The sequence below is a fragment of the Nonomuraea turcica genome (assembly GCF_030718205.1).
GTDB lineage: Bacteria > Actinomycetota > Actinomycetes > Streptosporangiales > Streptosporangiaceae > Nonomuraea.
This window is the reverse complement of record NZ_JAUZQF010000017.1, coordinates 115924-139337: the sequence shown is the minus strand read 5'-3', so window position 1 is coordinate 139337 and position 23414 is coordinate 115924. Positions and strand designations below refer to the sequence as shown.

17 protein-coding genes are annotated in these 23414 nt (G+C 70.7%); 4 read left to right on the top strand and 13 right to left on the bottom strand.

Translation table 11 applies throughout. From position 1 onward, the window contains the following. Window positions 1-296: 296 nt before the first annotated feature. Together Q9G87_RS37685 and Q9G87_RS37680 are read right to left on the bottom strand one after the other, a co-directional pair. Complete coding sequence (locus Q9G87_RS37685) at window positions 297-674, bottom strand: YchJ family protein (RefSeq protein WP_305921355.1); 378 nt, start codon at window positions 672-674, stop codon at window positions 297-299. Window positions 675-679: 5 nt separating this feature from the next. Then, on the bottom strand, window positions 680-1576 hold the full coding sequence (locus tag Q9G87_RS37680; protein ID WP_305921354.1) for an NAD-dependent protein deacetylase: 897 nt from the start codon (window positions 1574-1576) through the stop codon (window positions 680-682). Between the two features lie 193 nt (window positions 1577-1769). Between Q9G87_RS37680 and Q9G87_RS37675 the strand changes: the two genes are divergently transcribed. Beyond that, window positions 1770-2213 (top strand): hypothetical protein, encoded by a 444-nt coding sequence (locus Q9G87_RS37675; protein WP_305921353.1) that lies wholly within the window; start codon window positions 1770-1772, stop codon window positions 2211-2213. A gap of 5 nt (window positions 2214-2218) precedes the next feature. On the opposite strand, the gene Q9G87_RS37670 is transcribed toward Q9G87_RS37675, so the two are convergent. The 3 genes from Q9G87_RS37670 to Q9G87_RS37660 form a co-directional block, all read right to left on the bottom strand. Continuing rightward, window positions 2219-4048, bottom strand: a complete 1830-nt coding sequence (locus Q9G87_RS37670; RefSeq protein WP_305921507.1) for an ABC transporter ATP-binding protein — start codon at window positions 4046-4048, stop codon at window positions 2219-2221. Then, window positions 4048-5796, bottom strand: a complete 1749-nt coding sequence (locus Q9G87_RS37665) for an ABC transporter ATP-binding protein (RefSeq protein WP_305921352.1) — start codon at window positions 5794-5796, stop codon at window positions 4048-4050. The genes Q9G87_RS37670 and Q9G87_RS37665 overlap by 1 nt, the downstream gene beginning before the upstream one ends. Before the next feature lie 359 nt (window positions 5797-6155). Continuing rightward, complete coding sequence (locus Q9G87_RS37660; protein WP_305921351.1) at window positions 6156-8528, bottom strand: hypothetical protein; 2373 nt, start codon at window positions 8526-8528, stop codon at window positions 6156-6158. A gap of 504 nt (window positions 8529-9032) precedes the next feature. Here Q9G87_RS37660 and Q9G87_RS37655 point away from each other — a divergent pair. Beyond that, entirely contained in the window at window positions 9033-10196 is a 1164-nt protein-coding gene (locus Q9G87_RS37655) for a pyridoxal phosphate-dependent aminotransferase (protein WP_305921350.1), read from the top strand. 6 nt (window positions 10197-10202) lie between these two features. Here the strand turns inward: Q9G87_RS37655 and Q9G87_RS37650 are convergent, their stop codons facing one another. Both Q9G87_RS37650 and Q9G87_RS37645 read right to left on the bottom strand, forming a co-directional pair. Next, window positions 10203-11873 (bottom strand): PstS family phosphate ABC transporter substrate-binding protein, encoded by a 1671-nt coding sequence (locus Q9G87_RS37650; RefSeq protein ID WP_305921349.1) that lies wholly within the window; start codon window positions 11871-11873, stop codon window positions 10203-10205. A 102-nt stretch (window positions 11874-11975) separates the two neighbouring features. Continuing rightward, window positions 11976-13025, bottom strand: a complete 1050-nt coding sequence (locus tag Q9G87_RS37645) for a glycerophosphodiester phosphodiesterase family protein (protein ID WP_305921348.1) — start codon at window positions 13023-13025, stop codon at window positions 11976-11978. Between the two features lie 168 nt (window positions 13026-13193). On the opposite strand from Q9G87_RS37645, the gene Q9G87_RS37640 reads away from it, so the two are divergent. Then, window positions 13194-15497, top strand: a complete 2304-nt coding sequence (locus Q9G87_RS37640; RefSeq protein WP_305921347.1) for an excinuclease ABC subunit UvrA — start codon at window positions 13194-13196, stop codon at window positions 15495-15497. A gap of 10 nt (window positions 15498-15507) precedes the next feature. Here Q9G87_RS37640 and Q9G87_RS37635 read toward each other — a convergent pair whose 3' ends face one another. Together Q9G87_RS37635 and Q9G87_RS37630 are read right to left on the bottom strand one after the other, a co-directional pair. Beyond that, window positions 15508-16425: a hypothetical protein gene (locus Q9G87_RS37635; RefSeq protein WP_305921346.1), complete on the bottom strand. Its 918-nt coding sequence runs from the start codon at window positions 16423-16425 to the stop codon at window positions 15508-15510. 33 nt (window positions 16426-16458) lie between these two features. Beyond that, window positions 16459-17352 (bottom strand): S66 peptidase family protein, encoded by an 894-nt coding sequence (locus Q9G87_RS37630; RefSeq protein ID WP_305921345.1) that lies wholly within the window; start codon window positions 17350-17352, stop codon window positions 16459-16461. Window positions 17353-17563: 211 nt separating this feature from the next. Between Q9G87_RS37630 and Q9G87_RS37625 the strand changes: the two genes are divergently transcribed. Next, complete coding sequence (locus Q9G87_RS37625; protein WP_305921344.1) at window positions 17564-18439, top strand: sulfotransferase family protein; 876 nt, start codon at window positions 17564-17566, stop codon at window positions 18437-18439. Here the strand turns inward: Q9G87_RS37625 and Q9G87_RS37620 are convergent. The 4 genes from Q9G87_RS37620 to Q9G87_RS37605 form a co-directional block, all read right to left on the bottom strand. Beyond that, a complete protein-coding gene (locus tag Q9G87_RS37620; protein ID WP_305921343.1) occupies window positions 18417-20303 on the bottom strand; it encodes an ABC transporter ATP-binding protein in 1887 nt (628 codons plus the stop codon). The genes Q9G87_RS37625 and Q9G87_RS37620 overlap by 23 nt on opposite strands. Before the next feature lie 200 nt (window positions 20304-20503). Then, window positions 20504-21325 carry an enoyl-CoA hydratase/isomerase family protein gene (locus tag Q9G87_RS37615; protein ID WP_305921342.1) on the bottom strand — a complete coding sequence of 274 codons (822 nt, stop codon included), beginning with the start codon at window positions 21323-21325 and terminating at the stop codon, window positions 20504-20506. Between the two features lie 124 nt (window positions 21326-21449). Further along, the gene (locus tag Q9G87_RS37610; protein ID WP_020547488.1) at window positions 21450-21665 is read right to left on the bottom strand and encodes a helix-turn-helix domain-containing protein; all 216 of its coding nucleotides are present in this window, start codon (window positions 21663-21665) and stop codon (window positions 21450-21452) included. A gap of 113 nt (window positions 21666-21778) precedes the next feature. Further along, window positions 21779-23377: an ABC-F family ATP-binding cassette domain-containing protein gene (locus Q9G87_RS37605; protein ID WP_305921341.1), complete on the bottom strand. Its 1599-nt coding sequence runs from the start codon at window positions 23375-23377 to the stop codon at window positions 21779-21781. Window positions 23378-23414: the final 37 nt, after the last annotated feature.

Below are 23414 nucleotides of genomic sequence, written 5' to 3'. Positions count from 1 at the left end.
CACTCGTCTCATCGAGTCGATAGCCCGCAACGAACGAACGGCTTCCGTTGCCGCGAATAGCCCGGCCGCCTCCAAACGCACCTGCTCCCGCTAGACCGCGCCACCGGGCTCAGACCACCACCATCCGGATATCGCATCCCACTGGCATAGTCTCCAGCCCGGTCAAGGGCGGGCAACCATGCCGGTACTCAACGTTTCATCCTCTGTACTCGGCCGGGGTAGTGCCGGAGACGGCGTTGGACATGATGAAGGGCCAAGCTAGGCAATCTGCCAGCGTCGACTGCACCCCTATATTGCTATATTGCGCCCGCGTAGACCCAGCGGTCGTCGAGGCGGACGAAGCGGCTGTGTTCCTCCATCTCCCCCGGTCGCCCGCGATCGACGTAGTGGGCGCGGAAGCGGACCGTGCCCTCGGTGTGGACGACGCTGCCGCCGGTGGTCTCCAGGATCGCCAGGCGTACCCAGCGGACCCGCTTGTCCAGGTCCAGGCGGGCGGGGCGGAAGGACGGGTGCCAGGTGCGCAGGAGGTAGGCCGCGTCGCCGACGCCGAACGCGGTGAATCGGGAGCGCATGAGTTGCTCGGCGGTGGTGGCGACTGCCTCGCCGCGGTGGAGTTTGCCGCAGCAGTCCTGGTAGGAGGCGGGCAGGCCGCACAGGCATGATCGAGGAGGCATGCGAGCTATTGTGCCCCGAGCTGGGTGGCCAGGTCGGTCAGGGTGGTGCCGAGCGGGGCGTCCAAGGTGAGCGTGGCGTCGGCGTCGCCGCCGGTCGGGCCCTGGTTGACGATGGCGATCGGGAGGCCGAGCGCCGCGGCCTTGGTGACGAAGCGCAGGCCTGATTTGATCGCCAGTGAGGATCCGAGCACGAGCAACACTCGGGCCCGTGCCACCATCCCGAAACATTCGTCCACGCGGGCCCGGGGTACGTTCTCGCCGAAGAAGATCACGTCTGGTTTGAGGAGGCCGCCGCAGCCGGTGCAGTCCACCACCTCGAAGCCCTCGACCTGTCCGTCGGTGAGCACGGCGTCGCCGTCGGGGTTGATCTGGTGGCCGATGGCGTGCCAGTGCGGGTTGGCCTCGCGTAGGCGGCGGTCCAGGTCCGAGCGCGAGGTGCGCTCCCGACATGACAGGCAGACGACGCGGTCGAGGCCGCCGTGCAGCTCGATCACGCGGCGGGCTCCCGCGGCTTGGTGGAGGCTGTCCACGTTCTGGGTGATGATGCCGGACAGCAGGCCGTGGCGCTCCAGCGCGGCCACGGCGCGGTGGCCGGCGTTGGGCCGGGCCTGGCCGATCTGCTGCCAGCCGACGTGGCTGCGTGCCCAGTAGCGGCGGCGGGCCTCCGCGCTGCCGACGAAACGCTGGTACGTCATCGGCTCGGCCCGACGGGCCTGGCCTGTCGGGCCTCGGTAGTCGGGGATGCCCGACTCGGTCGAGATGCCCGCCCCGCTCAACACCGCCACGCTTCCCTGGCCGACCAGCTCGGCCAGCAAGGCGATGTCGGACGCCTGACGCGGATCGCTGGGCTCGGCCGCCTCCACCTGGTCCGCGAGTGGGGACTTCGTCGTGCTTGGAGTCACATGTCCATGGTGCCCGACTCAGTCACCGGTCGCTCCGCGCCAGGGCTGACCGAAGCGTCCTCGGCCCAATCACCCGAGGACTGGACCGTAATGTCCGTGGGGGTCTCGATTGCGGCCCGAGCGGCCTCAGGCCTATCCACAGATCGTGCGGCTTCGGCCCCTCACTAGGCCGTGAGCGGTCTAACATGACGGCGTGACCGCACCACCACAGCAGCGAGCCCACATCGCTGACCGCGTCCAGCGCCTGGAGGCATGGGCCTTCACCGTCAACACCAACCTGGCGGGCATCAAGGCGGCTGAGGAGCAGCTTCCTGCAGTGATCCGCGAGGAGGTCCTGGCATACACTGAGCCCGTGCTCGGGGAGATCATGGCCGGTCGCGGCACCCTCGCGACGAAAGAGGACTTGAACGACCTCGAGCGACGGCTGACTGAGTTGATGGAGAAGCGGTTCGAGTCGGTTGACGCTGAGTTCCGGTCGGTCAACGCCAGGCTCGAGTCCATTGACGCCAGGCTCGAGTCCGTTGACGCCAGGTTCGAGTCGGTTGACGCCAGGTTCGAGTCGGTTGACGCGAAGCTCCAGTCGCTCGACACCAAGCTCGACCAGGTCCTGGCGGCCCTCGGCAAGACGGACGGGTAAGGGAGTCAGCCGCCCCCTCCTTCCTCGGCTTCCGTGATGCGCTCGGCGCTCCACAGGCGGCGCATCTCCGGACAATGCTCCAGCAGCTCGCCGAGGGGGCCGCGCCCGGCCACGTGGCCGCGGTCGAGGACGATGATCTGGTCGGCGCGTTCGAGTGCGGCCTGCCGGTGTGACACCACCAGGACGGTCTCCGGGCCGCGGCCGGCGATCCGGTCCCACAGCAGGCGCTCGGTCTCGACGTCCAGGGCGGACGACAGATCGTCCACGACCAGCAGCTCCGGCGTACGCACCAGCGCCCGGGCGGCGGTGGCCCGCTGGACCTGGCCGCCGGACAGCCGCACACCGCGCGGGCCGACGACCGTGTCCAGGCCGTCCGGCATCTCGGCCAGGTCCGCCTCGAACGCCGCCAGCTCCAGCGCGCGGCCGATCTCGTCGTCGGTGGCGGGCCGGCCGAGGAGCAGGTTCTCGCGCAGGGTCTCGGAGAACAGGCGCGGGACCTGGCCCGCGTAGGCAGCGCGGCCGGGGACGAGGAACGTGCCCGGGTCGCCGATCGGGACGCCGTTCCAGGAGATCGTGCCGGAGTGCAGGGGTAGCAGGCCCAGCAGGGCGCGGATCAAGGTCGTCTTGCCGGAGCCGACGGCGCCGGTGACGACGGTGAAGGTGCCGCGTTGCAGGCGCAGGTCCACGTCGAAGAGGCCGCGTCTGCCGTGGTCGTCGTGGCGGACCGTCAGTCCGCGCGCCTCGAGGACCGCCAACCGGTCCCCGCCTCGCGAGAGCCCCCCGGCTTCTCCCGGTGGGACCGCCGCCGGTGAAGGTGGAGGCGGGTCGCGACGAAGCCACACGCCGTTGTCCCTGGACAGGTCGTCGGCGTTCTCGTGCGGTGCCATGAGGCGGGTGAGCCGGTCCACGGCGACGGCTGCCTGGGGCAGCCCGTACAGGGTTGTGCCGATCGACCGTGGCAAGGCCGTCAGCCAGCCGATGTAGCTGGTGAACAGCGCCAGGTCGCCGACGGTGAACTCGCCGCCGCGCATCGCGGGCGCGGCGAGCAGCAGCACGAGGCCGATGCTGAGCTCGATGGTCGTGCCGGTGGTGGCGTCGAGGAGGTCGGTCGCCAGCCGGTCCTTGACGGCGGCGTCGCGGCGGCGCCGATTGTGCTCCCTGAGCCGCTCCAGCGCCGCTTCCTCGGCGCCGGCGGTCTTGATGGCGAGGACGCCGCCGAAGAGCTCGCCGATGTACGCGGTGACGGCCGCGCCGAGCACCCTGGACCGCCGGTGCAGCCGGGCGATCGGCCTCCGCAGCGTCCTGCTCAGCACGCCGACGGCGAGCATCGGCACGACCAGCACCAGCGTGATCACGGGGTCGATGGATGCCATGATCGCCAAAGCGGCCGCGGCGAAGACGGTCGTGCCGGCCAGGCTGACGCTTTCATCGGTGAAGTCGACCGCGTCGGCCACGTCATCGCGGAGGCGCGCGACCGACTCGCCGGAGGAGTGCGGCAGGCGGGCGGCGGCGGGGCCCCGGGCGGTGAGGAGCGAGCGCAGCACGTTGGATCGCAGCAGGGTCGCCGCCGCGCACCACCAGTAGACCCCGTACGTCCACGCGATGACGATCATCACACCGCGGACGACCTCGACGCCCACGAACGCCGCGCACCACCACAACGACAGCTCCAGACTCGCCGGACGGTGCCCGCTGAGCTGGTCGAACAGCTGCCGCAGCACCAGCCCGCCGGCGAGCGGGACGACGTGGACGGGCATCCACAGCAGCGCGCCGACGAGGTAGCGGCGCAGGTCGAACGTGGCCAGCCTGGTGGCCACCAGCATCACCGGCTTCATCACCTGCTCACCCCCGCCAGGTCGAGCAGGCGACCGAACCGGCTCCGGGGGTCGGCGGCGAGGTCGGCGCGGCGGCCGTACTCGATGATCTTGCCTTGGTCGAGTACGGCGATCTTGTCCACGCGGGACAGCGAGGAGAGCCGGTGCGCGATGATCACGCCGGTTCTGCCGTCGAGCAGGCGGCCGATGCTCTGCTCGATGCGGCGTTCGGTGCCCGGGTCGAGCCGGCTCGACGCCTCGTCCAGCACGACGAGGCCCGGATCGGCCAAGAACGCCCGCGCGAACGCGATGAGCTGGGCCTCGCCCGCGGAGACGTCGCGTACCTCGGTGTCGAGCCCGTCGGGCAGGGCGGCCAGCCAGTCGCCCAAGCCGACGCCGTCGAGGATCTCGCGGAGCCGGTCGTCGTCCGGCGACGGCCGGAACAGTGTCAGGTTGTCGCGCACACTGGCCGCGAACATCTGCACGTCCTGCGTGACGACGCCGATCCGGTGGCGCAGGGACGCCGGGGCGGCCTCGCGCAGGTCGAGCCCGCCGACGCGCACCGCACCCTCGACCGGATCGTAGAGGCGCAGGATGAGCCGGGCCAGGGTGGTCTTGCCGCTGCCGGTGCGGCCGACCAGGCCCAGCGTCTCGCCGGGGGCGAGCTCGAGGGTGATGCCCGACAGCACCTGCTCGTCGTCGCCAGGGTAGGCGAAGCTGACATCGTCGAGACGCAGCGCGAGCGGCCCGGCCGGGGGCAGGGGCCACGGGCGGCCGGGTTCGGGGAGAGTGCGGCGTTCGGCCAGCAGGCCGCCGATGCGGGCGAGCCCGGCCAGCGCCGCCTGATACTCCCTGATCTGGTCGATCAGCCGCTCGAACGGCGCCCGTACCATCAGCGTGTACTGGAAGAGCAGCACGGCGGTGCCGACCGTGAGCGTGCCGGCGGCCATGGCCCAGGCGGCGAGACCGAGCATGATCGCCGTACCGGCGGCGAAGGCCACCGACGTGCCGGCCAGCAGGACGGTGCCGACGCGGGCGTCGCTGTTCTCGGCACGGAACAGAGCGGCGCTGACCTGGTGGAAGCGGCCTACCGCATGCTCCCCCGCGCCGTTGGCCCTGATGTCCTCGGCGCCGGCGAGCCGCTCTTCGAGGTGGCCGAACAGGGTCGCGCTCGCCGCCCGCGAGCGGGCCGCAGACGGAACGGCTGCCCGCTGGGCGCGGGCCATGCCGTAGCCGATCAGAACGCAGTACGCCAGCAGTGCGCACCCGATGCGCCAGTCGACGCCGAAGACGACGACGACCACCCCGGCCAGGAGCAGCACGCTGGCCACGACGTCCAGCAGGAACGCGACGACGAAGTCCGCGACCGCCACGACGTCGCCGTCCACGCGCTCGATCAGCTCGCCAGGCGTGTGCCTGCCGTGGAAGGCCATGTCCAGGCCGAGCGCGTGCCCGGCGAGCCGCTCGCGCACGCGGTTGGTGCCGTCCCAGGCGAGCCGGCTGGCCAGCCAGGCGGTCACCATCCTGGCGGCCTGCCCGGCGACGGCCAGGACGAGGTAGCCGAGGGCGATCAGGGTCAGGTGACGGATGCTCGCGCCGCCGATCGCGTCGTCGACGAAGCGGCGGGTGATCTGGGGCGCCGCCAGCGGGAGCGCGGTGGCGGCGGCGATGGCCGCGGCCAGCGCGGCGGCGGGGCGGGGTCCTGGCCGGAGGAGGCGCAGGACGGACGTGCTATGCGGGGAAATCCCCTGGTCGGACGGTCGTCTCAAGAAGCGTCATGCCCTTTGTGTCGAAGGAGTCACGGTGCTGGGGGGACATGAACGCTTCCCGCATCTCGGGGCCTCCTTGATCGCTGGACTGTCGCTGCGAGTGAGTACAGCATCCCGTCGGACGGCGGGGCAACCGATTTACCGCTCGGCCGCGCCGCGGTGTCGGCGCCAGGAGCGCCCGCGGTGTGGGGTAAAGGCGTTCATTCGCAACTCCTCAGGACGTCGGCTCTGGACAGTTGGGCCGTGAGGCGTTCGCGGGCGAGTGAGGTGAGACCGTCGAGGGCGTGGGGGTCGGCGGCGAGCCGGCCGGGCGCCGCCGGCGGGAAACGCACGTGCCGGCCCGCCGACGAGCAGGTCCATCAGCCGCGCTCCCCCGCACGCGACGCCGGCCGCAGGTAGACGCAGCGCAGCCGGGCGGCGAAGTGCTGTCCGCCGTCGCGCAGCCAGCACTCCTCCGGTCCTGGCAGTGTCTCGGTCAAGGTGAGCCGTTCGGCCGTGCCGCCCAGGCGGGCCAGCTGCTCGATGAGGGCGGGCGCGCGGGTGTCGACGTAGACGGGCCTTCGCTCGGCGGCGGCGAAGGTGGGGGCGAAGGCGGCTGCGAAGAACGTGCGGGGCAGGTGGTGCAGATCGCGCAGGCGGGCCATGGCCAGCAGCAGGTCGCGGTCGCCCCCGGCCCGGCCGAGCGCGTCGAACGCGATCCTGCCCAGCCGCCACCGCTGCCGCGAGATGACGACGTTCCCCCATGTCAGGCGGGGTGTCCGGGGCAGGTCCGGCAGGGTGGGCGGCTGGAGTCTCGGCAGGCCGAACGCGGTGTGCAGGGCGTGCCCGGGTTCGCCGTTGTGGATCATCAGCGGCTCGTCGGTGCCCTTGGCGTGCAGGACGGCGTGGTGGCCGTCGCTGCGCACGTACAGGTCGTCGAGGCCGACGCGGCGCCGCCGCGGGTCCGCCGCCGCGCCCCCGGACTCCAGGACGGGCCCGGGGAGTTCCGGCGAAGGCAGGCCGTCGGCGCGGGGCGAGATGACGTTGAGCGCGGTGAATCCGCGCAGCGCCCGCGCGATGGCGGCCGAGCTCCGGCGCTCGCCGGAGCTCCCCGGAGCTCCGGCGTCCCGGTGGAAGCGCTGTTCCCACGGCGTGAGCAGCGGCGCGTGGTGGAAGCCGCCGAGCACCAGCGGGGTCACGCCCGGCTCGTACGCCTCCAGCGCCGGCGCCGCCACCATGACGTCGGCCGCGCACAACACCGGCGCAGTCGGCGGGACCGGCTCCGCCAACACCCCGGCGAGGTCCAGGGCGACGGCGTCCGGGGCCACGTCGCCGACGAGTCCGGCGATCCGGTCGCCGCGCTGGATCTCCAGGTTTCCCGCGGCCCGCAGCGCCTCGGCCAGCTCGAACGTGCCCGCGCCGAGCCGCCCGGCGAGCAGCCGGTTGGTGCGGAGCCTGGTCTGCTCGGCCTCCTCGGCGAGCGGGCCGAGCGCCGCGGGCACACCGTCGCGCAGGTCGGCGGCGAGGGCGTCGCCTATGGTGACGTGCAGCGTGCCGGCCGCGGCCTCGTACACGACGACGTGCTCGTCGCGCCCGGTCCGCTGGCCGCCGCCGGCGAGGGCCTCGATCCTGCTCTGCAGGGCCAGCTTCACGTCGGGCGAGGCGCTGGGGTAACGCTCGAGCAGGTCGGAGATCTCCCTGACGCGACGGCTCACGGGCAGGTCGGTCCCGGCGGCCGGCCGCGGGCGGGCGAAGGCGCGTCGCCGCTGCGCGGGCACTCCCTGTGCGGCGACGAGCCCCGGCTCCGGCGCGGCGGGGGTCTGCTCGCCGGGGAGCCGGTCGCGGAGCCAGCCAAGCGGGTCGGGGACGGTGGCGGGCGGGCACAGGTCGTGGGTGAGCAGCCCGCGGCGCACCGCGACAGCGAGCGCCGCCGAGGCGCGCTCGAGGCCCGTGCCGGTGTCGGCGGCGATCTCGGCGAGCGTGCGGCGGCCGTCGCAGTGCCCGGCGAGGGCGGTGCCGTCGTGCCCCGTGCTCATCCCCGGGCCCGTCCCCGGGCCCGTCCCCGGGCCCGTCGCTGTCCGCCGCCGTGGCACGAGCCCGGCGACGAGCGCGGGGTCGGCGAGGATGCGTTGCTGGAGCGCCTCTCCGATGCGGCCGGCGGGGTAGGCGATCCGCCGGGCGCATTCGCGGTGCCCCGCCCAGGTGTAGCCGCTGTCGCGGCCGGGCTCGATGCGGGCGAAGTCGATGGGCGCGTAGAAGCCGGTCCTGGCGCACCGGGTGGCCAGCCTTTGCAGGTGCGGTGCGAGCTGCCGCGCCGTCTCGGCCTGGCCTCGCCGCAGGTCGCGGTAGGCGGCGGGGGCCGAGCAGACCAGGGCGTCGAGGAAGCGCTCGTCGGCGGCGATCGCGGCGGTGGCCGTCCTGGCCCGCGCGCCGTCGGCGGCGACCATGTCGGCCAGCGCGAGACGCGCGTCCTCCAGCAGGCCGGTCACCCGGTTCCAGCTCGCCAGCCAGTCCGCGGGGCCGGGCGTGCCGGGTGGCAGGGGTCGCAGCCGGCGCAGGCGGCCGCGCAGCCCACGAGGCAGCCGGCCGCTCGCCTGCGGGCAGGCGAGCAGGTCGAGCGCCTGCCGCTCCAGCCGTACGACCGCCGCCGCCGTCTCCGCCGCCCGTGGGTAGGCCAGCGAGGCGACGAGCTCCCAGGGGAACCCGGCGCTGCGGACGACCACGGCAGGCAACAGGGTCCACTCGGCAGCCATGTACGCGCCCCTCTTTCTCCCGCGGCGAATTCAGAAAGCACGCCCAAGCCAGATGCTTACAAGATCACTTTTCCGTGTCAATGCATTCTCGCATGAGAAAAAAAGGAGAGTGGTGACCTAACGTCAATGCAACTCGCGGAGGATTGCCCGCCAACAACGGCAAATGCCTCCATACGGGACACCGATTGTTTACTTTCCGTAGTCATTCGCCTGTCCTGCCTGTACAACGCGTGAGAGGCGACGCAGAGCGCCTCCAGGCGGAGGCCGGGAATTCCCCGCCGAACAATGGCGGAAGATTTTCACCGGCGAATAACCGGCGGGGCCGGCCCGGCGCGTGCTCGGACCCGCGACGGCGATCCGGCCGATTGTCTCCCGTCCCGGCCATTGTCGATTTCCTATCGCCTTTTCGCCGAATGTCCCACCGAACACGTGCAGACAGCCGTGAACCGGTCGCTCCATCGGCGCGTACCTACACACATCGGACACGTGTTCCATGGAGGTGTCGTGGAGCTCAGCCTCTTGCGTACACAGGCGCACAGCCCGTCGTACTTCACACTGATGCGCAGCTCGTCCGGAGAGCGCGCCCCAGTGGACTTCTGCATACCGTGCAACCCGTACTTCCCGACGCCCGAGATCTTCGAGCACCTCGGGAGGAATCTGGAGACGATACTGAAGTTCTATCCGAGCGATGCGGGCACGATCACCGCGGAGCTCTGTTCCACGCTCGGACTCCACCCCAAGACGGTCGCCATGGGCAACGGGTCGACCGAGCTGATCACCTGGATCGACCACCTCCTGGTACGGGAGAGCCTGGCGGTGCCGATCCCCACCTTCGGCCGCTGGACCGACCAGCCGCTGGAGACGGGCAAACGGGTGGACATGTATCCGCTGCTGGAGAGCCGCAACTTCACCCTGGACGTGAACGACTACGTCTCGTTCATCCGCACGCGCGGCTCCCGCGTCGCGGTCATCTGCAACCCCAACAACCCGGACGGGGGCTACCTGCCGAAACACGAGGTCGTGCGGCTCATGGACAAGCTCATCGACCTGGACCTGGTGATCATCGACGAGTCCTTCGGCGACTTCGTGGACGCCGAGCCGTACCCGGGCGTGGCGGCCGAGGCCGCGGTGCGGCCGAACGTGATCGTGCTGCGCAGCCTGGGCAAGAACTTCGGCCTGCACGGCATCCGCTTCGGCTACATGGTCGCCAACCCGGCGCTGGCCGGCCGGGTCCGCGACGCGCTGCCCAAGTGGAACCTGAACTCCTTCGCCGAGGTCATCGTGTTCATGATGAAGCAGTTCGACGTGGAGTACCAGGAGAGCCTCAAACGGCTGGCCAGCGACAGGCGGGCGATGTTCCAGCAGCTCAGCACCATGCCGGGACTGTCGGTGTTCGCCTCGCAGGGCAATTTCCTGCTGGTGAAGCTGCCGCCGGGGCACGACGGGGTGCCGCTGCGCGACCACCTGCTGACCGAGCACGGCGTCTACGTCCGCGAGTGCGGCAACAAGCTGGGCACCACCAGCCAGTTCCTGCGGCTGGTGGTGCGGCCGCAGGAGGACGTGCGGCGGCTGCTGATCGGGATGACGCAGTTCCTGTACTCGGGCAGCCTGCACGAGATCCCCGTGATCGGCCTGCATCACCGGCACGCCAACCCGCTGTCCGCGTGAGGCCGCTCAGCGCAGCTCGCAGGCCTCTTCCAGGCCCTCCTTCGTCACGCACGGGTCGAAGCCCGCCGACGACAGCCGCACCTGGGCCAGTGCGTGCGAGCGCGCGAACTCCAGGAACGCGGCCGCCAGGGAGCCGGGAGCGGGCCGCTCCTTGGTGTAGACGTACTCGACCGTCCAGAACGGGTAGCCGGCCTGCACGGCGGTCGAGGCGTCGAAGGCCTTGCCGTCGAGGGTCAGCGCCGTGATCGTGCCGGCCTTGCGCGCCGCCTCGAGGGCCGGCTCGTCGGCGTACCCGATCGCCCCGGGAACCGTGCTGATCTTGCGGATGACGTCGGGGTTCCCCTGACGCTCGCACCGGATGACGGGCGCGGCGGGGTTGCGATCCTTTTCCAGGCACTCGTTGGAGGAGAGCACGTTCTCGCCGGTGCGCAGCACCTGCTGCTCGTACAGCTGCCGGGTGCCGGAGTCCTGGTCGCGGCTGATGATGCGGATGGGCAGGGACGTCTTGTCGTCGCGGAGCTGGTTCCAGTTCGTGTACGTGCCATCGTTGATCTTGCGGAGGTCGTCGACGCTGAGCGTGTTGAGTCCCACGCCGCTGTTGACGGCGACGTGGTAGGTCACGATCGCCAGCTTCTCGGCGTACAGCCGGTCGTGGTCCTTGCTCTTGCCGTCCGCCACCGCGACGAGGCCGGCGTTCGCGCCGGCCTCCATCACTCTGCGCACGCCTTCGATGGAGCCGGTGGGCTCGGTGGCGATGTCGCTGTCGCCGCCGCACGCCTTTTCGTACTCGTCGGCGACGGCCTGCATCGCCGGTATGAACACGGTCGACCCCACGATGCGCAGCTTGCCGGGCATGCAGGCGACAGTGGGGTTGCGCGGGGTGGAGAGCTGGCTGAGCACGAGCAGGGCGCTCAGCGCGATCACCAGCGCGACGGTCACACGCGGCAGCGTGACCCGCCGGTTCTCGCGCTCGTCCATGATGAGGCCCGCGTCCTTGAGCTTGCCGGTGTGGCCGACGACCTTCGTGAGGTCACCGTCACCGGAGTTCGCCTCCCGCAGGACGACGACGAGCTTGGCCTTCTCGCCGCGCTTGAGCCGCAGTCCGTCCAGCCGCACGCCGTGCCACGCCGGCTCGGCGTCCTGTCCCTGGGGCTGTCCCTGGGACGAGGCGCCGAGCCAGCGGGCCATCCGATCCGAGAGCCGCTGCCGCACCGTGACCAGGCCGTCCTTGGCGGGCGTGCCCTCGTCCGGAAAGAAGGCCAGGCCCTCGCGCAGCCGCTCGCGCAGCTCGCCCGTGCTGGCGTCGGACACCCTGGCGTTCCACACCAGCCGCCCGCCGAACGTGAACGACAGCGGCCGCTCGAAGTCGTCCGGGTCGATGTCGTAGCTGCCGCTGTTGCGGATGCGGATGACGACCATGCTCATCCGGTCCAGCAGCCGGGCCACCTGGCGCAGCTGCGGCGGCCCGTGCTCGGCCGGGTCGGCCCCGCCGTTGTGCTGCTCGGGGCCCAGCCCGATCTTGGAGTTGTACAGGACGCGGAAGCCGATGCGCTTGCGGCGCACCAGCAACCGGTCCACGTACGGCGCCACCAGCAGAAGCACGATGCCGAACAGGACCGGGCCCACGCCACCGAGGAACTCCACCAGCCGCCGCAGCAGCTCCAGCACGGCCACCACCGACGCTCCTTAGATCCCCCTGTACTGCTTCAATTGTCGCTTTCAGGAGATCATCGAGCGGCTGGGCACCGATCGTTCACGAGCTGTTCGGCCCGCGGAAACCTAGCCCTGGTGGAGCTTGTACGGCCGGGGCAGCCTGAACCCGCGCTCGGCCATGACCGTGCGCAGCCGGTCCGGGTAGTCGGTGATGATGCCGTCCACGCCGTCGTCGATGAGCTTGTTCATGGTCGGCTCGTCGTCGATGGTCCACGGGATCACCTTCAGGCCGAGGGCGTGGGCCTGATCGACCATGTCCTTAGTGACGTACGGGAGGTAGTTCGGGTCGGTCACCTTGCCGTTCTGCGGGAACCCGTGCACCGGCGAGAACGCGTCCGCCCCGAACGACTTGACCGCCGTGAGCGGATCGCCGCCGAAGTCGTCGATGTCGATGCCGCCCAGCCACGGCGAGGCGCCCGGCTTCCCGGTCTGCAGGAAGTCGCGGTTGGTGAGCGCGACCAGCGGCAGCCGCGGCTCCACCTGCCGCATCCGCATGAGCGCGCCCCAGTCGAAGCTCTGGATCGTGACCTGCCGCAGCAGCCCGGCGCGCCGGATCTCGCCGGCCGTCACCTGCACGAACTGCTCGCGCGGCGCGGTCTCGTGCGGCGCACCGGCCTCCACCTTGGTCTCGACGTTCAGCGTGACGCCGCGGGCCCGATACCGGTTGACCAGGTCGAACACCTCACGCAGGGTCGCCATGGGCGCTCCGGGCACGGCCCGCTGCCCGGGGAACTCCGCCAGCGTCAGCGACCCGCAGTCCATGGTCCTGACCTGCTGCAGGGTGAGCGTGTTGATGTACTTGCCGACGTAGGGGAACTCGGGGTCCCCCGGCACCGCGGGCGCCGTGTCGCGGCACTTCCTGTTGCTGATCCTCCGGTCGTGGGTGACGACCGCCTCGCCGTCCTCGGTGATCTGCACGTCCAGCTCCAGCGTGCCGACGCCGAGCTCCAGCGCGTTGGCGAAGGCCGGCAGCGAGCTCTCCACCACGAGCCCGAGCCCGCCCCGGTGCGCCTGCAGGTCGAACCGCTTGTCCCGGTCGGCCGCGGCCACACCGGGCGCGGCCAGGATCGCCGCGCCCACCGTCGTCGCGGCCGCAACCGCATGCCATCTGTTCATGTCGCCACAACATGGGGCATGCGGGGGACGCCGGGGCGTACGGAAGCCGAACGAGGACTGCGGATCAGCTGAACGAATCGAAGGTGCGTGCGAACCGCGCGGTTCAAGGTAGGCTGTCCCAGCTATTCCCTTACGGCATAAACAGTCAGCCGACGATGGAAGGGTTCCGTGGCCTCCAACCCCCGGGCGAGCAGCGTCCTGCACCGCGATCACACGGCCGCCGACAGTCACGACCTCATCCAGGTCCGCGGCGCCAGGGAGAACAACCTCAAGGGCGTCTCCCTCGACATCCCCAAGCGGCGCCTCACCGTCTTCACCGGAGTGTCCGGCTCCGGCAAGTCCTCGCTCGTCTTCGACACGATCGCCGCCGAGTCGCGGCGGCTGATCGACGAGACGTACACCGCGTTCGTCCAGTCGTTCATGCCGAGCCTGTCGCGCCCCGACGTGGACGCGCTGCACAACCTCAGCGCGGCCATCATCGTCGACCAGGAGCGCATGGGCGCCAACCCCCGCTCCACCGTGGGCACCGCCACCGATGCCCACACCATGCTGCGGATCATGTTCAGCCGCATCGGCGAGCCGTACGTCGGCCCCGCCTACCACTTCAGCTTCAACAAGGCCGAGGGCATGTGCCCGCAGTGCGAGGGCCTGGGCAAGGCGTCGGAGATCGACGTGGACGCGCTCGTCGACCGGGAGCTGTCGCTGAACGAAGGGGCCATCAAGGTCCCCGGGTTCCCGGTGGACAGCTGGCAGTGGCAGGTCATGGCCGGCTCCGGCCTGTACGACCCCGCCGTCAGGCTCAAGGACTTCACCCCCGAGCAGTGGGAGGACCTCCTTCACAAGCCCGCGACGAAGCTCAAATACGGCACGAACAACTTCACCTACGAGGGGCTCGTCCTCAAGGTCAAGCGGACCTACCTGGGCAAGGACCGGGAGTCCATGCAGCCGTCCGCGCGGGCGTTCGCCGACCGGGCGCTCAAGCTCACCGTCTGCCCGTCCTGCGCCGGCACGCGGCTCAACGAGGCCGCCCGCTCGGCCGAGATCAACGGCAAGAACATCGCCGAGTGCGCGGCGATGCAGATCAACGACCTGGCCGGCTTCGTCCGCGACATCGGAGACGCGACGGTCGGCCCGGTGCTGGACGGGCTGCTGTCGACCCTGGACTCGCTGGTGGAGATCGGTCTCGGCTACCTGAGCCTGGACCGGGAGTCCGGCACCTTGTCGGGCGGCGAGGCGCAGCGGGTGAAGATGGTGCGCCACCTCAACTCGAGCCTCACCGACGTCACCTACGTCTTCGACGAGCCCACGGCCGGCCTGCACCCGCATGACATCCAGCGGATGAACAACCTGCTGCTGCAGCTGCGCGACAAGGGCAACACGGTGCTCGTGGTCGAGCACAAGCCGGAGACGATCGCGATCGCCGACCACGTGGCCGACCTCGGCCCCGGCGCGGGCACGGGCGGCGGGCAACTGTGCTACGCGGGCGACCTGGACGGGCTGCGCGCCTCGGGCACGCTGACCGGCCGCTACCTCGACCACCGGGTACGCCTGCGCGAGGACGTCCGCAAGCCCACCGGCCACCTGCCCGTCCGCGGCGCGAGCCTGCACAACCTGCGTGACGTGAGCGTGGATATCCCGCTCGGCGTGCTCACCGTGGTCACCGGCGTGGCCGGGTCGGGCAAGAGCTCGCTGATCCACGGGTACGTCGCGGGACTGGAGGGCGTGGTCGTGGCCGACCAGTCGCCGATCCGCGGCTCGCGCCGGAGCAACCCGGCCACCTACACCGGGCTGCTCGACCCGATCCGGGCGGCGTTCGCCAAGGCCAACGGGGTCAAGGCGGGCCTGTTCAGCGCCAACTCCGAGGGCGCCTGCCCGGCCTGCAAGGGCATCGGCCTGATCTACACCGACCTGGCGATGATGGCCGGGGTGGCGTCGGTGTGCGAGGAGTGCGAGGGCAAGCGGTTCACGCCCAAGGTGCTGACGTACACGCTGCGCGGCAAGAACATCAGCGAGGTGCTGGGCATGTCGGTGGCCGAGGCCCGCGAGTTCTTCCCCACCGGGCAGTCCAGCACGATCCTCGAGCGGCTGGCCGCCGTCGGCCTCGGCTACCTGGGGCTCGGGCAGCCGCTGAACACGTTGTCCGGTGGCGAGCGGCAGCGGCTCAAGCTGGCGATCAACATGGCCAGGAACGGCACGACGTACGTGCTGGACGAGCCGACCACCGGCCTGCACCTGGCCGACGTGGACAAGCTGCTGGCCCTGCTGGACCGGCTGGTGGAGGACGGCAACACGGTCATCGTGATCGAGCACCACCAGGCCGTGATGGCCCACGCCGACTGGATCATCGACCTGGGTCCGGGAGCCGGTCACGACGGCGGCCAGGTGGTCTTCGCCGGCCCGCCGGCCGAGCTGGTCGGCACCGGCACCACGCTGACCGCGATCCACCTGCGCGAGTACGTGGGACGCGCGTAGGCGTCCGGGGTCAGACGGCGAGGCGGGCCAGGACCTGGGCGAACTCCGGAGGCGGAGCGACCACGAGCCTGGTCTGCCCCTGCTGCACGATGATGTCGGCCCTGATGAGCGTCAACCGGCCCTCGTGCCACCAGTAGACCTGAGGGCTGAGCCCGTCCGTGGTCAGCGCGTGGACCCGCAGCCGCTCGATGGCCCGCACCACCCCGATGCCGTCCACCGGATGCACGAGCAGCGTGTACGGATCGGGGAGGACGGCCAGCACGCCGTCGCCCGGCACCTGCAGGTAGTCGCCCAGCCAGCGCAGATGCGTGGCGGCGGAGGGCGTGCGGGCGGTCAGCCGCGTCACCGGCGTGCCCGACAGCTCGATGCTCTCCGCAAGCAGCCGCTCGTCCTCGCGGACGTTCCTGACGGCCAGGTCGAGCGCGTGCGCCGTCGGCACGGGCCAGCACCCGGCCTCCTCGGGACGCACCGGGCGCGACCCCACGATGAGCAGCTCGACCAGGTCGGCGTTGAGGTGGCGGCCCACCACCTTGGTCAGATCGCCCACCTCGTCCACGGACTCCACGCGGACGCGCAGCAGCGGCCCGGCCTGCTCCAGATCGCACACGTCGACCTGCTCGCCGGCGGTGGCCACGGCGTGCGCGAGGTGCTCGGAAACCAGCACGGGCCAGTCCTCCCTGGCCCGGCGCCCGGCCTCGCGGCGCAGCCCGGTGAGCCGGACGACCAGGGGGGTGTCGCCGTCCAACGGGCCTCGGAGCGTCACAGCGGCGCCGTCTCGGGCGAACTCGCAGGCGAATCCACGGGATTCGGCGACGAGCGCGAGCAGGGAGTCGAGGTCGACATGCTCGACGGGCCTGCGCTTCGGAGCTCGGGACTCACCGAACTCCGGCGATCTCCGGCGGGCTCCGTCACGCTTGAACAAACTCACGCACCGTGTCCCTTTCTGTCGGATTCGTCCCTCCTACCTTGCCTGCTCCCCATCCCCGAGGGTGCCAGCTAGCGAGCACGATTCGGTATCGATAACCCCAAGTCTCCCCAGCCACACACTCATCTGAGGTGACCCGTGTCCCACCGCAAGCCCCGCCAGGACAGGCACTCCGAGCCGTCCGAGGCGATCCCGGAGGACCGGATACGGGTCGGCGCAGTCCACCCACGACCCGAGCGCGATCCCCCGCACCCCGTCGAACACCCCGGCCTGCAGCAGCTGGGTGAGCATGCGGTCGATCCGGTAGGGCTCCTCCCCCACGTCCTCCAGGAACGCGATCCTGCCGGCGAACGACGGCTGCCACCGCGTGCCGCACATGGACGCCAGCAACGACAGGTTGCCACCGGACAGCACACCCTCGGCCCGGCCCGGCGCCAGCACCCGGTCGCCCCGCACGGGCTCGGGGGCGCCGAAGAGGGCCGCTCGCAGGCTCGTCAACGTGCGCGGCTCAGGACCCCGCTCGCCCGCGAGAAGGTCGCAGGCCGCCATCGGGCCGTGCAGCGTGGGCACGCCCAGCTCGATGGCGAAGGCGTTGTGCAGGGCCGTGATGTCGCTCGACCCGAGGAGGATCTTGCGCCCCGCGGCCCGCATGGCGTCCCAGTCGAGCAGGTCGAGCAGCCTGCCGGCGCCGTAGCCGCCGCGGGAGCAGAACACCGCGGAGACGGCCGGGTCGCACCAGGCGGCCTGCAGGTCGGCGGCCCGGGCGGCGTCGTCGCCCGCCAGATAGTCGAGCTCCTGCCGGTCGAGGACGTGCGCGCCGGCCACCACCTTCAGCCCCAGGCCCTCCAGCCGCTCGATGCCGCGTCCGAGCAGGACGGCGTCGGGCGGGCCCGACGGCGAGACGATCGCGACGGTGTCACCTTGCTGCATCGATCAACTCCTGGACGAGTACGGGCAGTGCCCGGCCGATGGGTCGTAGGGCGTGGGCTGGGCGTGGGCTGGGCGTGGGCTGGGCGTGGGCTGGGCGTGGGCTGGGCGTGGGCTGGGCGTGGGCTGGGCGTTGACGGCTCGGGCACCCGTGCAGCCTGGTGTACGAGCATGGCTCATACACCAAGTAAACGGTGTCACACTTGACCTCCGTATGCGACTTCCGCCCCACATCCTCGTGGTCAACGGCATCAAGGTCCGCCGGCCCGTCTTCCTGCTCGGAGCCCCGCATTCCGGCACGGACCTGCTCGCCCGCGCCCTGAAACGCTCACCCGGCTGCCACGTGACGATGGGCCGCGCGAGCGTGGCGCACGTGGTCTACGCCTTCGCCCGCAGGCCGTCCATCGGCCGCACGTCCGGCGCCGTACGCGTCCTGCGCGACGCGCTCGCCGAGTCGTGGCAGGTGCTGCCCGGCTCGTGCGGGCAGTGCGCCGAGCCGTGCAGGCAGGCGGGCGGCGTCACCGGCGCCGGCCCGTGCGTGGACACCGGCGACATCACCCGCTTCGGCGACGGCAGCCCCGACCTGATCTACAGCGCCCCCGTGCTGCTGCAAGCGTTTCCCGACGCCCGGTTCGTGCAGCTCATCCGGGACGGCCGGGACGTCGCGGCCGACATGCTGGCCGATCCGGCGTGCCTGGCCTGGTTCCGGCCGGCGATGCTGACGGAGCAGACCGAGTTCCCCAACGCGTTCCTGGGCGTCAACAAGGACGAGCACCTCGACCGGTGGAAGGCCATGCCGGCGGCGGGCAAGTGCGCCCTGCGCTGGCGCGGCGCCGTGCGCCTGAGCGCCGAGCTGCGCAGGACACTGCCCGCCGAGCAGCTGCTCACGCTGCGTTACGAGGACCTGGTGCTCAAGCCGGCGCAGGCGGTGGCCACGCTGACGGACTTCCTGGAGACGCGGGTGTCCAAGGTCCCGCTGTACGGGCACGCGGCCAAGGCCGGCTCCTGGCGCACCCGCCTGCGGCCGGACGACCTGGCGCTGGTGGAGAAGGTGGCGCGCGAGGAGCTCAAGCGGCTGGGCTATCAGTAGCACTGAACTGGGTGCGGTAGAGCTCGGCGTACAGCCCGCCGCGCGCCAGCAGCTCCTCATGGCCGCCGCGCTCGGCGATGCGGCCCGCGTGCACGACGAGGATCTCGTCGGCCTCCCTGATCGTCGACAGCCGGTGCGCGATGACGAGTGACGTGCGGCCCTCCAGCGCGGCCTTCAGCGCCTTCTGCACCGCCGCCTCCGACTCCGAGTCCAGGTGCGCGGTGGCCTCGTCGAGCACGACCACGCGCGGCGCCTTGAGCAGCAGCCTGGCCAGCGCGAGCCGCTGCTTCTCGCCGCCCGACAGGCGGTAGCCGCGGTCGCCCACCACCGTCTCCAGCCCGTCGGGCAGGCTCTCGATGAGGTCGCCGATCTGCGCGGCCCTGAGAGCCTCCCAGATCTCCTCATCACTCGCCTCAGGCCTGGCATAGCGGAGGTTGGCCGCGATCGTGTCGTGGTAGAGGTGGGCGTCCTGCATGACCACTCCCACGGTGTCGCGGAGCGAGGCGAGCGTGGCGTCGCGCACGTCGAGGCCGTTGATCCGGACGGCGCCCTCGTTGACGTCGTACAGGCGGGAGACCAGCGAGGTGATCGTGGTCTTGCCCGCGCCGGAGTGGCCGACCAGGGCGATCAGCTGACCGGGGCGGGCGGTGAACGACACGCCCTTCAGCACCGGATGCGACCGGCCCGTGTCCTGCCTGGCCACCGACTCCAGCGAGGCCAGCGAGACCTCCTCGGCGGCCGGGTAGCGGAACCGGACGTCGTCGAACTCGATCGTCACGGGGCCGTCCGGCACCGGGGCGGCATCCGGCTTCTCCGCCACCATGGGCCGCAGGTCGAGGATCTCGAAGACGCGGTCGAAGCTGACGAGCGCGGTCATCACGTCGACGTGCACATTGGACAGCGACGTGAGGGGGCCGTACAGGCGCATCAAGAGCGCGGCCAGGGCCACCAGCGTGCCCAGCTCGAACACGCCGGAAACGGACAGGACGCCGCCGATGCCGTACACCAGGGCCGTGGCCAGCGCCGCGACCAGGCCGAGCGCGACCCTGAAGACGGTGCCGTACATGCCGACCGTCACGCCGACGTCGCGCACCCTGGCCGCCCGGCTGCCGAAGATCTGGGCGTCGTCCTCGGGGCGGCCGTACAGCTTGGCGACCATGGCGCCGGCCACGTTGAACCGCTCGGTCGTGACGGAGCTCATCTCGGCGTCCAGCTGCATCTGCTCGCGGGTCAGCGCCGACATGCGGCGGCCGACGAACTTGGCGGGCACGATGAAGATCGGCAGCAGCACCAGCGCGACCAGCGTCACCTGCCACGACAGCACCAGCATGGCGCCCAGGACGAGGACCAGGCTGACCACGTTGGAGACGACCGACGACAGCGTGCTCGTCAGCGCGCGCTGAGCGCCGATCACGTCGGTGTTGAGCCTGCTCACCAGCGCGCCGGTCTGCGCCCGCATGAAGAACGCCACCGGCATGCGCTGCACGTGGTCGAACACCTCGGTACGCAGGTCGTAGATCAGGCCTTCGCCGATGCGGGCCGAGAACCACCGCTGCACCAGCGTCAGACCCGCGTCCACGAGCGCCAGCCCGGCGATCGCCACCGCCAGCGCGACCACGACGCCCGGCTGCCTGGGCAGAATGCCGTCGTCGATGATCGCCTTCATCAGCAGCGGGTTGGCGACCACGATGACCGCGCCGGCCACGACGAGCACCAGGAACGCGGCGATCTGCTTCGTGTACGGCCGGGCGTAGCGCGCGATGCGCCGGACCGTGCCGGGGCGCAGCCGCTGCTTGGTCACCGAGTCGTCGCGGCGCAGCGACGCCATCACATGAGGCCCGAAGCCTCCACCCATCATCGCCATCCGGGGGATCCCACCTCCTCCCCCTCAAAGAGCGCTCCGCGCGACGCGCCGATTCCCGCCTAAGCTCACCGCGAAAACGCCCCAGCCCGGCACCCTACCCGCGGCTCCCGGCCTTCGCCGCGCCCGGCACCCTGCCCGCCGTGGGTGGCGGCGAGCCGGCCGGCAAGCACGTCCAGAGTGGGCGGTGGCCGGCGCGCCGGTCAGGGGAAGAGGGCCTTGAGGCGGGCCGCCTGCTCCAGGCCCTCGGCCACACTCTGCTCCTCCAGGGTGCGTGATCGCGCCCCCTGGAGGAGTCGCTTGGTCGCGGCGGCCGCGTCCCGGTTGGTCGACAGCAGCTCCGCGACCTTGTCTCGTACGGCTTGCGCCAGGTCGCCCCCGGCGACCACTTTCTCCGCGAGGCCGATCCGCATGGCCTCGTCCGCGTGCACGGTCCTGGCCGTCAGGCAGATGTCGATCGCCTTGGCCAGGCCCACCAGCTCCACCAGGGGCTTGGTCCCCGTCAGATCGGGCACCAGACCCAGTGCGGGCTCCTTCATACAGAACGCGACATCATCGGCCACAATCCGCAGGTCGCAGGCGAGCGCGAGTTGAAACCCCGCCCCGATCGCATGCCCGTGCACTGCGGCGACGGAGACGATCTCCGGGCGGCGCAGCCACAGAAACCCCGCCTGGGCCTGTCTGATGCGCTGCTCGAACTCGGCGTCCCCGACATTGACCGCCGAGCTGAACGAGCCCTGTCCAGGCACCCCCTCAGGTGTGAACATTCGCAGGTCGATCCCTGCCGAGAAGGACGGTCCCTCACCTTTCACGACGACGACGCGCACCTGCTCGGGCAGGCTCTCGCCGATGCGAGCCAGTGCCGACCATGTCGCGAACGTCTGCGCGTTGCGCCTGTCCGGCCGGTCCAGCGTGATCGTCGCTATCTCACCGTCCACCTCGAATCGAAGGCCGATCTCCGCCAATCGCTCGGCTGAGACGTCCTCCGCGTACCCCCCGCGCTGCTGCGCCTCTGCTTCCGTCATCGCCCGCTCCCTCCAGCCACGGTGCTGCCCGTCGCGCCCGAGCTTACAGAATATGATTCTGGGCTCGGGCGCGACGGCGGCTGACTAGGGACGGGCGGCTGCGGTCGCACGTTCCGAGGCGGCCTCAGCGCTTGGACTTGCCTCGAGTCGCCCCGCCGCGCCCACGCAGAGTCACACCGGACTCGCTTAGGATGCGGTGGATGAACCCGTAGGACCGACCGGTCGAAGCGGCCAGCGCGCGGATGCTCTCGCCCGCGGCGTAGCGCTTCTTGAGATCACCAGCCAGTTTTTCCCGGTCGGCCCCGGTGACCCGGGTGCCCTTCTTCAGTGTCTCGGCCACGAGTACCTCCTGTAGTGCCGGACTTCCGCAGCGTTACTCCGCCATGATCAGTCATTTCAGCGGGATCGGCTACCTACTCCACGGGAAAAGATCCGTACCCACTCAAATTAAGATCAGGCAAGTGCCACAAGATCGGAAAATTCGTCGCTCCACGCGTCTTCAGTTCCGTCAGGCAGCAAGATCACTCTATCCGGTGACAGGGCGTCAACGGCACCCTCGTCATGTGTCACTAGGACGATTGCTCCTGAATACGACCTCAGAGCGGTGAGAACTTGCTCCCGGCTGACCGGATCGAGGTTGTTCGTGGGCTCGTCGAGAAGGAGGACGTTGGCGCTCGAGAGCACCAGCATGGCCAGCGCCAGCCGGGTCTTCTCGCCGCCCGACAGGACGCCGGCGGGCTTGTCGACGTCGTCGCCGGTGAACAGGAACGAGCCGAGCACCTTGCGCAACTCGGTGTCGGTGAACTCACCGCCGGCCGAGCGCATGTTCTCCAGCAAGGTCCGCCCGGAGTCGAGGGTCTCGTGCTCCTGCGCGTAATAACCGATCTTGAGGCCGTGCCCGGGCCGGATCTCGCCGGTGTCGGGCACCTCGATACCGCCGAGCAGGCGCAGCAGCGTGGTCTTGCCCGCGCCGTTGAGCCCGAGGATGACGACCCTGTGGCCGCGGTCGATGGCCACGTCGACGTCGGTGAAGACCTCCAGCGAGCCGTAGGACTTGGACAGGCCCTCGGCCATGAGCGGGGTGCGCCCGCACGGCTGCGGCTCGGGGAAACGCAGCCGCGCGACCTTGTCGCTCTGGCGCACCTCCTCGGTGCCGGACAGCAACCGGTGCGCGCGGCGCATCATGTCCTGGGCGGCCTTCGCCTTGGTGGCCTTGGCGCGCATCTTGTCGGCCTGCGCCAGCAGCGCACCGGCCTGTTTCTCGGCATTGGCGCGCTCGCGCTTGCGGCGCTTCTCGTCGGTCTCGCGCTGGGCCAGATAGGCCGTCCAGCCGACGTTGTAGTGATCGATCGCCGACCGGTTGGCGTCCAGGTGCAGGACCTTGTTGACCGTTGCTTCAAGAAGGCCGACGTCGTGGCTGATGATCACCAACCCACCTTGATGGGATCGCAAAAAATCACGAAGCCACCCGATTGAGTCCGCATCTAGGTGGTTTGTCGGCTCGTCAAGAAGGAGAGTTTCCGCCCCGCTGAAAAGAATGCGCGCCAATTCCACACGTCTGCGCTGACCGCCGGAAAGCGTTTGCAACGGCTGCGTCAGCACCCTGTCCGGCAACCCGAGACTGGAGGCGATGGAGGCCGCCTCGGCCTCGGCCGCGTAGCCGCCCAGGACGTGCATCTGGTCCTCGAGCCGGCCGTACCGCCTGACCGCCTTCTCGCGCGTACGATCATCGGCCGAGGACATGCCGAGCTCCGCCTGGCGCAGCTGGCGCAGCACCTCGTCGAGCCCGCGCGCGGACAGGATGCGGTCGCGCGCCAGGACCTGCAGGTCGCCGGTGCGCGGGTCCTGCGGCAGGTAGCCCACGCTGCCGCTGGTGGTGACGGCGCCCGCGGCGGGCAGCGCCTCGCCGGCCAGGACCTTGGTCAGCGTCGTCTTGCCCGCGCCGTTGCGGCCGACGAGCCCGATCTTGTCACCGGCGTTGACGCGGAAGGTGGCTTTCTCAATGAGCAGGCGCGCGCCCGCGCGCAGCTCGATATCATTGGCGATGATCATGGTGGCGGAACACTCCCGGCTAGGAAACGAGGGTTTG

What these genes read in the sequence shown, in the direction of transcription:
- Q9G87_RS37685 (WP_305921355.1), bottom strand. Translation starts at nt 674, where the DNA reads ATGCCTCCTCGATCATGCCTGTGCGGCCTGCCCGCCTCCTACCAGGAC.
- Q9G87_RS37670 (WP_305921507.1), bottom strand. Translation starts at nt 4,048, where the DNA reads ATGAAGCCGGTGATGCTGGTGGCCACCAGGCTGGCCACGTTCGACCTG.
- Q9G87_RS37660 (WP_305921351.1), bottom strand. Translation starts at nt 8,528, where the DNA reads ATGGCTGCCGAGTGGACCCTGTTGCCTGCCGTGGTCGTCCGCAGCGCC.
- Q9G87_RS37645 (WP_305921348.1), bottom strand. Translation starts at nt 13,025, where the DNA reads ATGAACAGATGGCATGCGGTTGCGGCCGCGACGACGGTGGGCGCGGCG.
- Q9G87_RS37630 (WP_305921345.1), bottom strand. Translation starts at nt 17,352, where the DNA reads ATGCAGCAAGGTGACACCGTCGCGATCGTCTCGCCGTCGGGCCCGCCC.
- Q9G87_RS37625 (WP_305921344.1), top strand. Translation starts at nt 17,564, where the DNA reads ATGCGACTTCCGCCCCACATCCTCGTGGTCAACGGCATCAAGGTCCGC.
- Q9G87_RS37620 (WP_305921343.1), bottom strand. Translation starts at nt 20,303, where the DNA reads ATGGCGATGATGGGTGGAGGCTTCGGGCCTCATGTGATGGCGTCGCTG.
- Q9G87_RS37615 (WP_305921342.1), bottom strand. Translation starts at nt 21,325, where the DNA reads ATGACGGAAGCAGAGGCGCAGCAGCGCGGGGGGTACGCGGAGGACGTC.
- Q9G87_RS37605 (WP_305921341.1), bottom strand. Translation starts at nt 23,377, where the DNA reads ATGATCATCGCCAATGATATCGAGCTGCGCGCGGGCGCGCGCCTGCTC.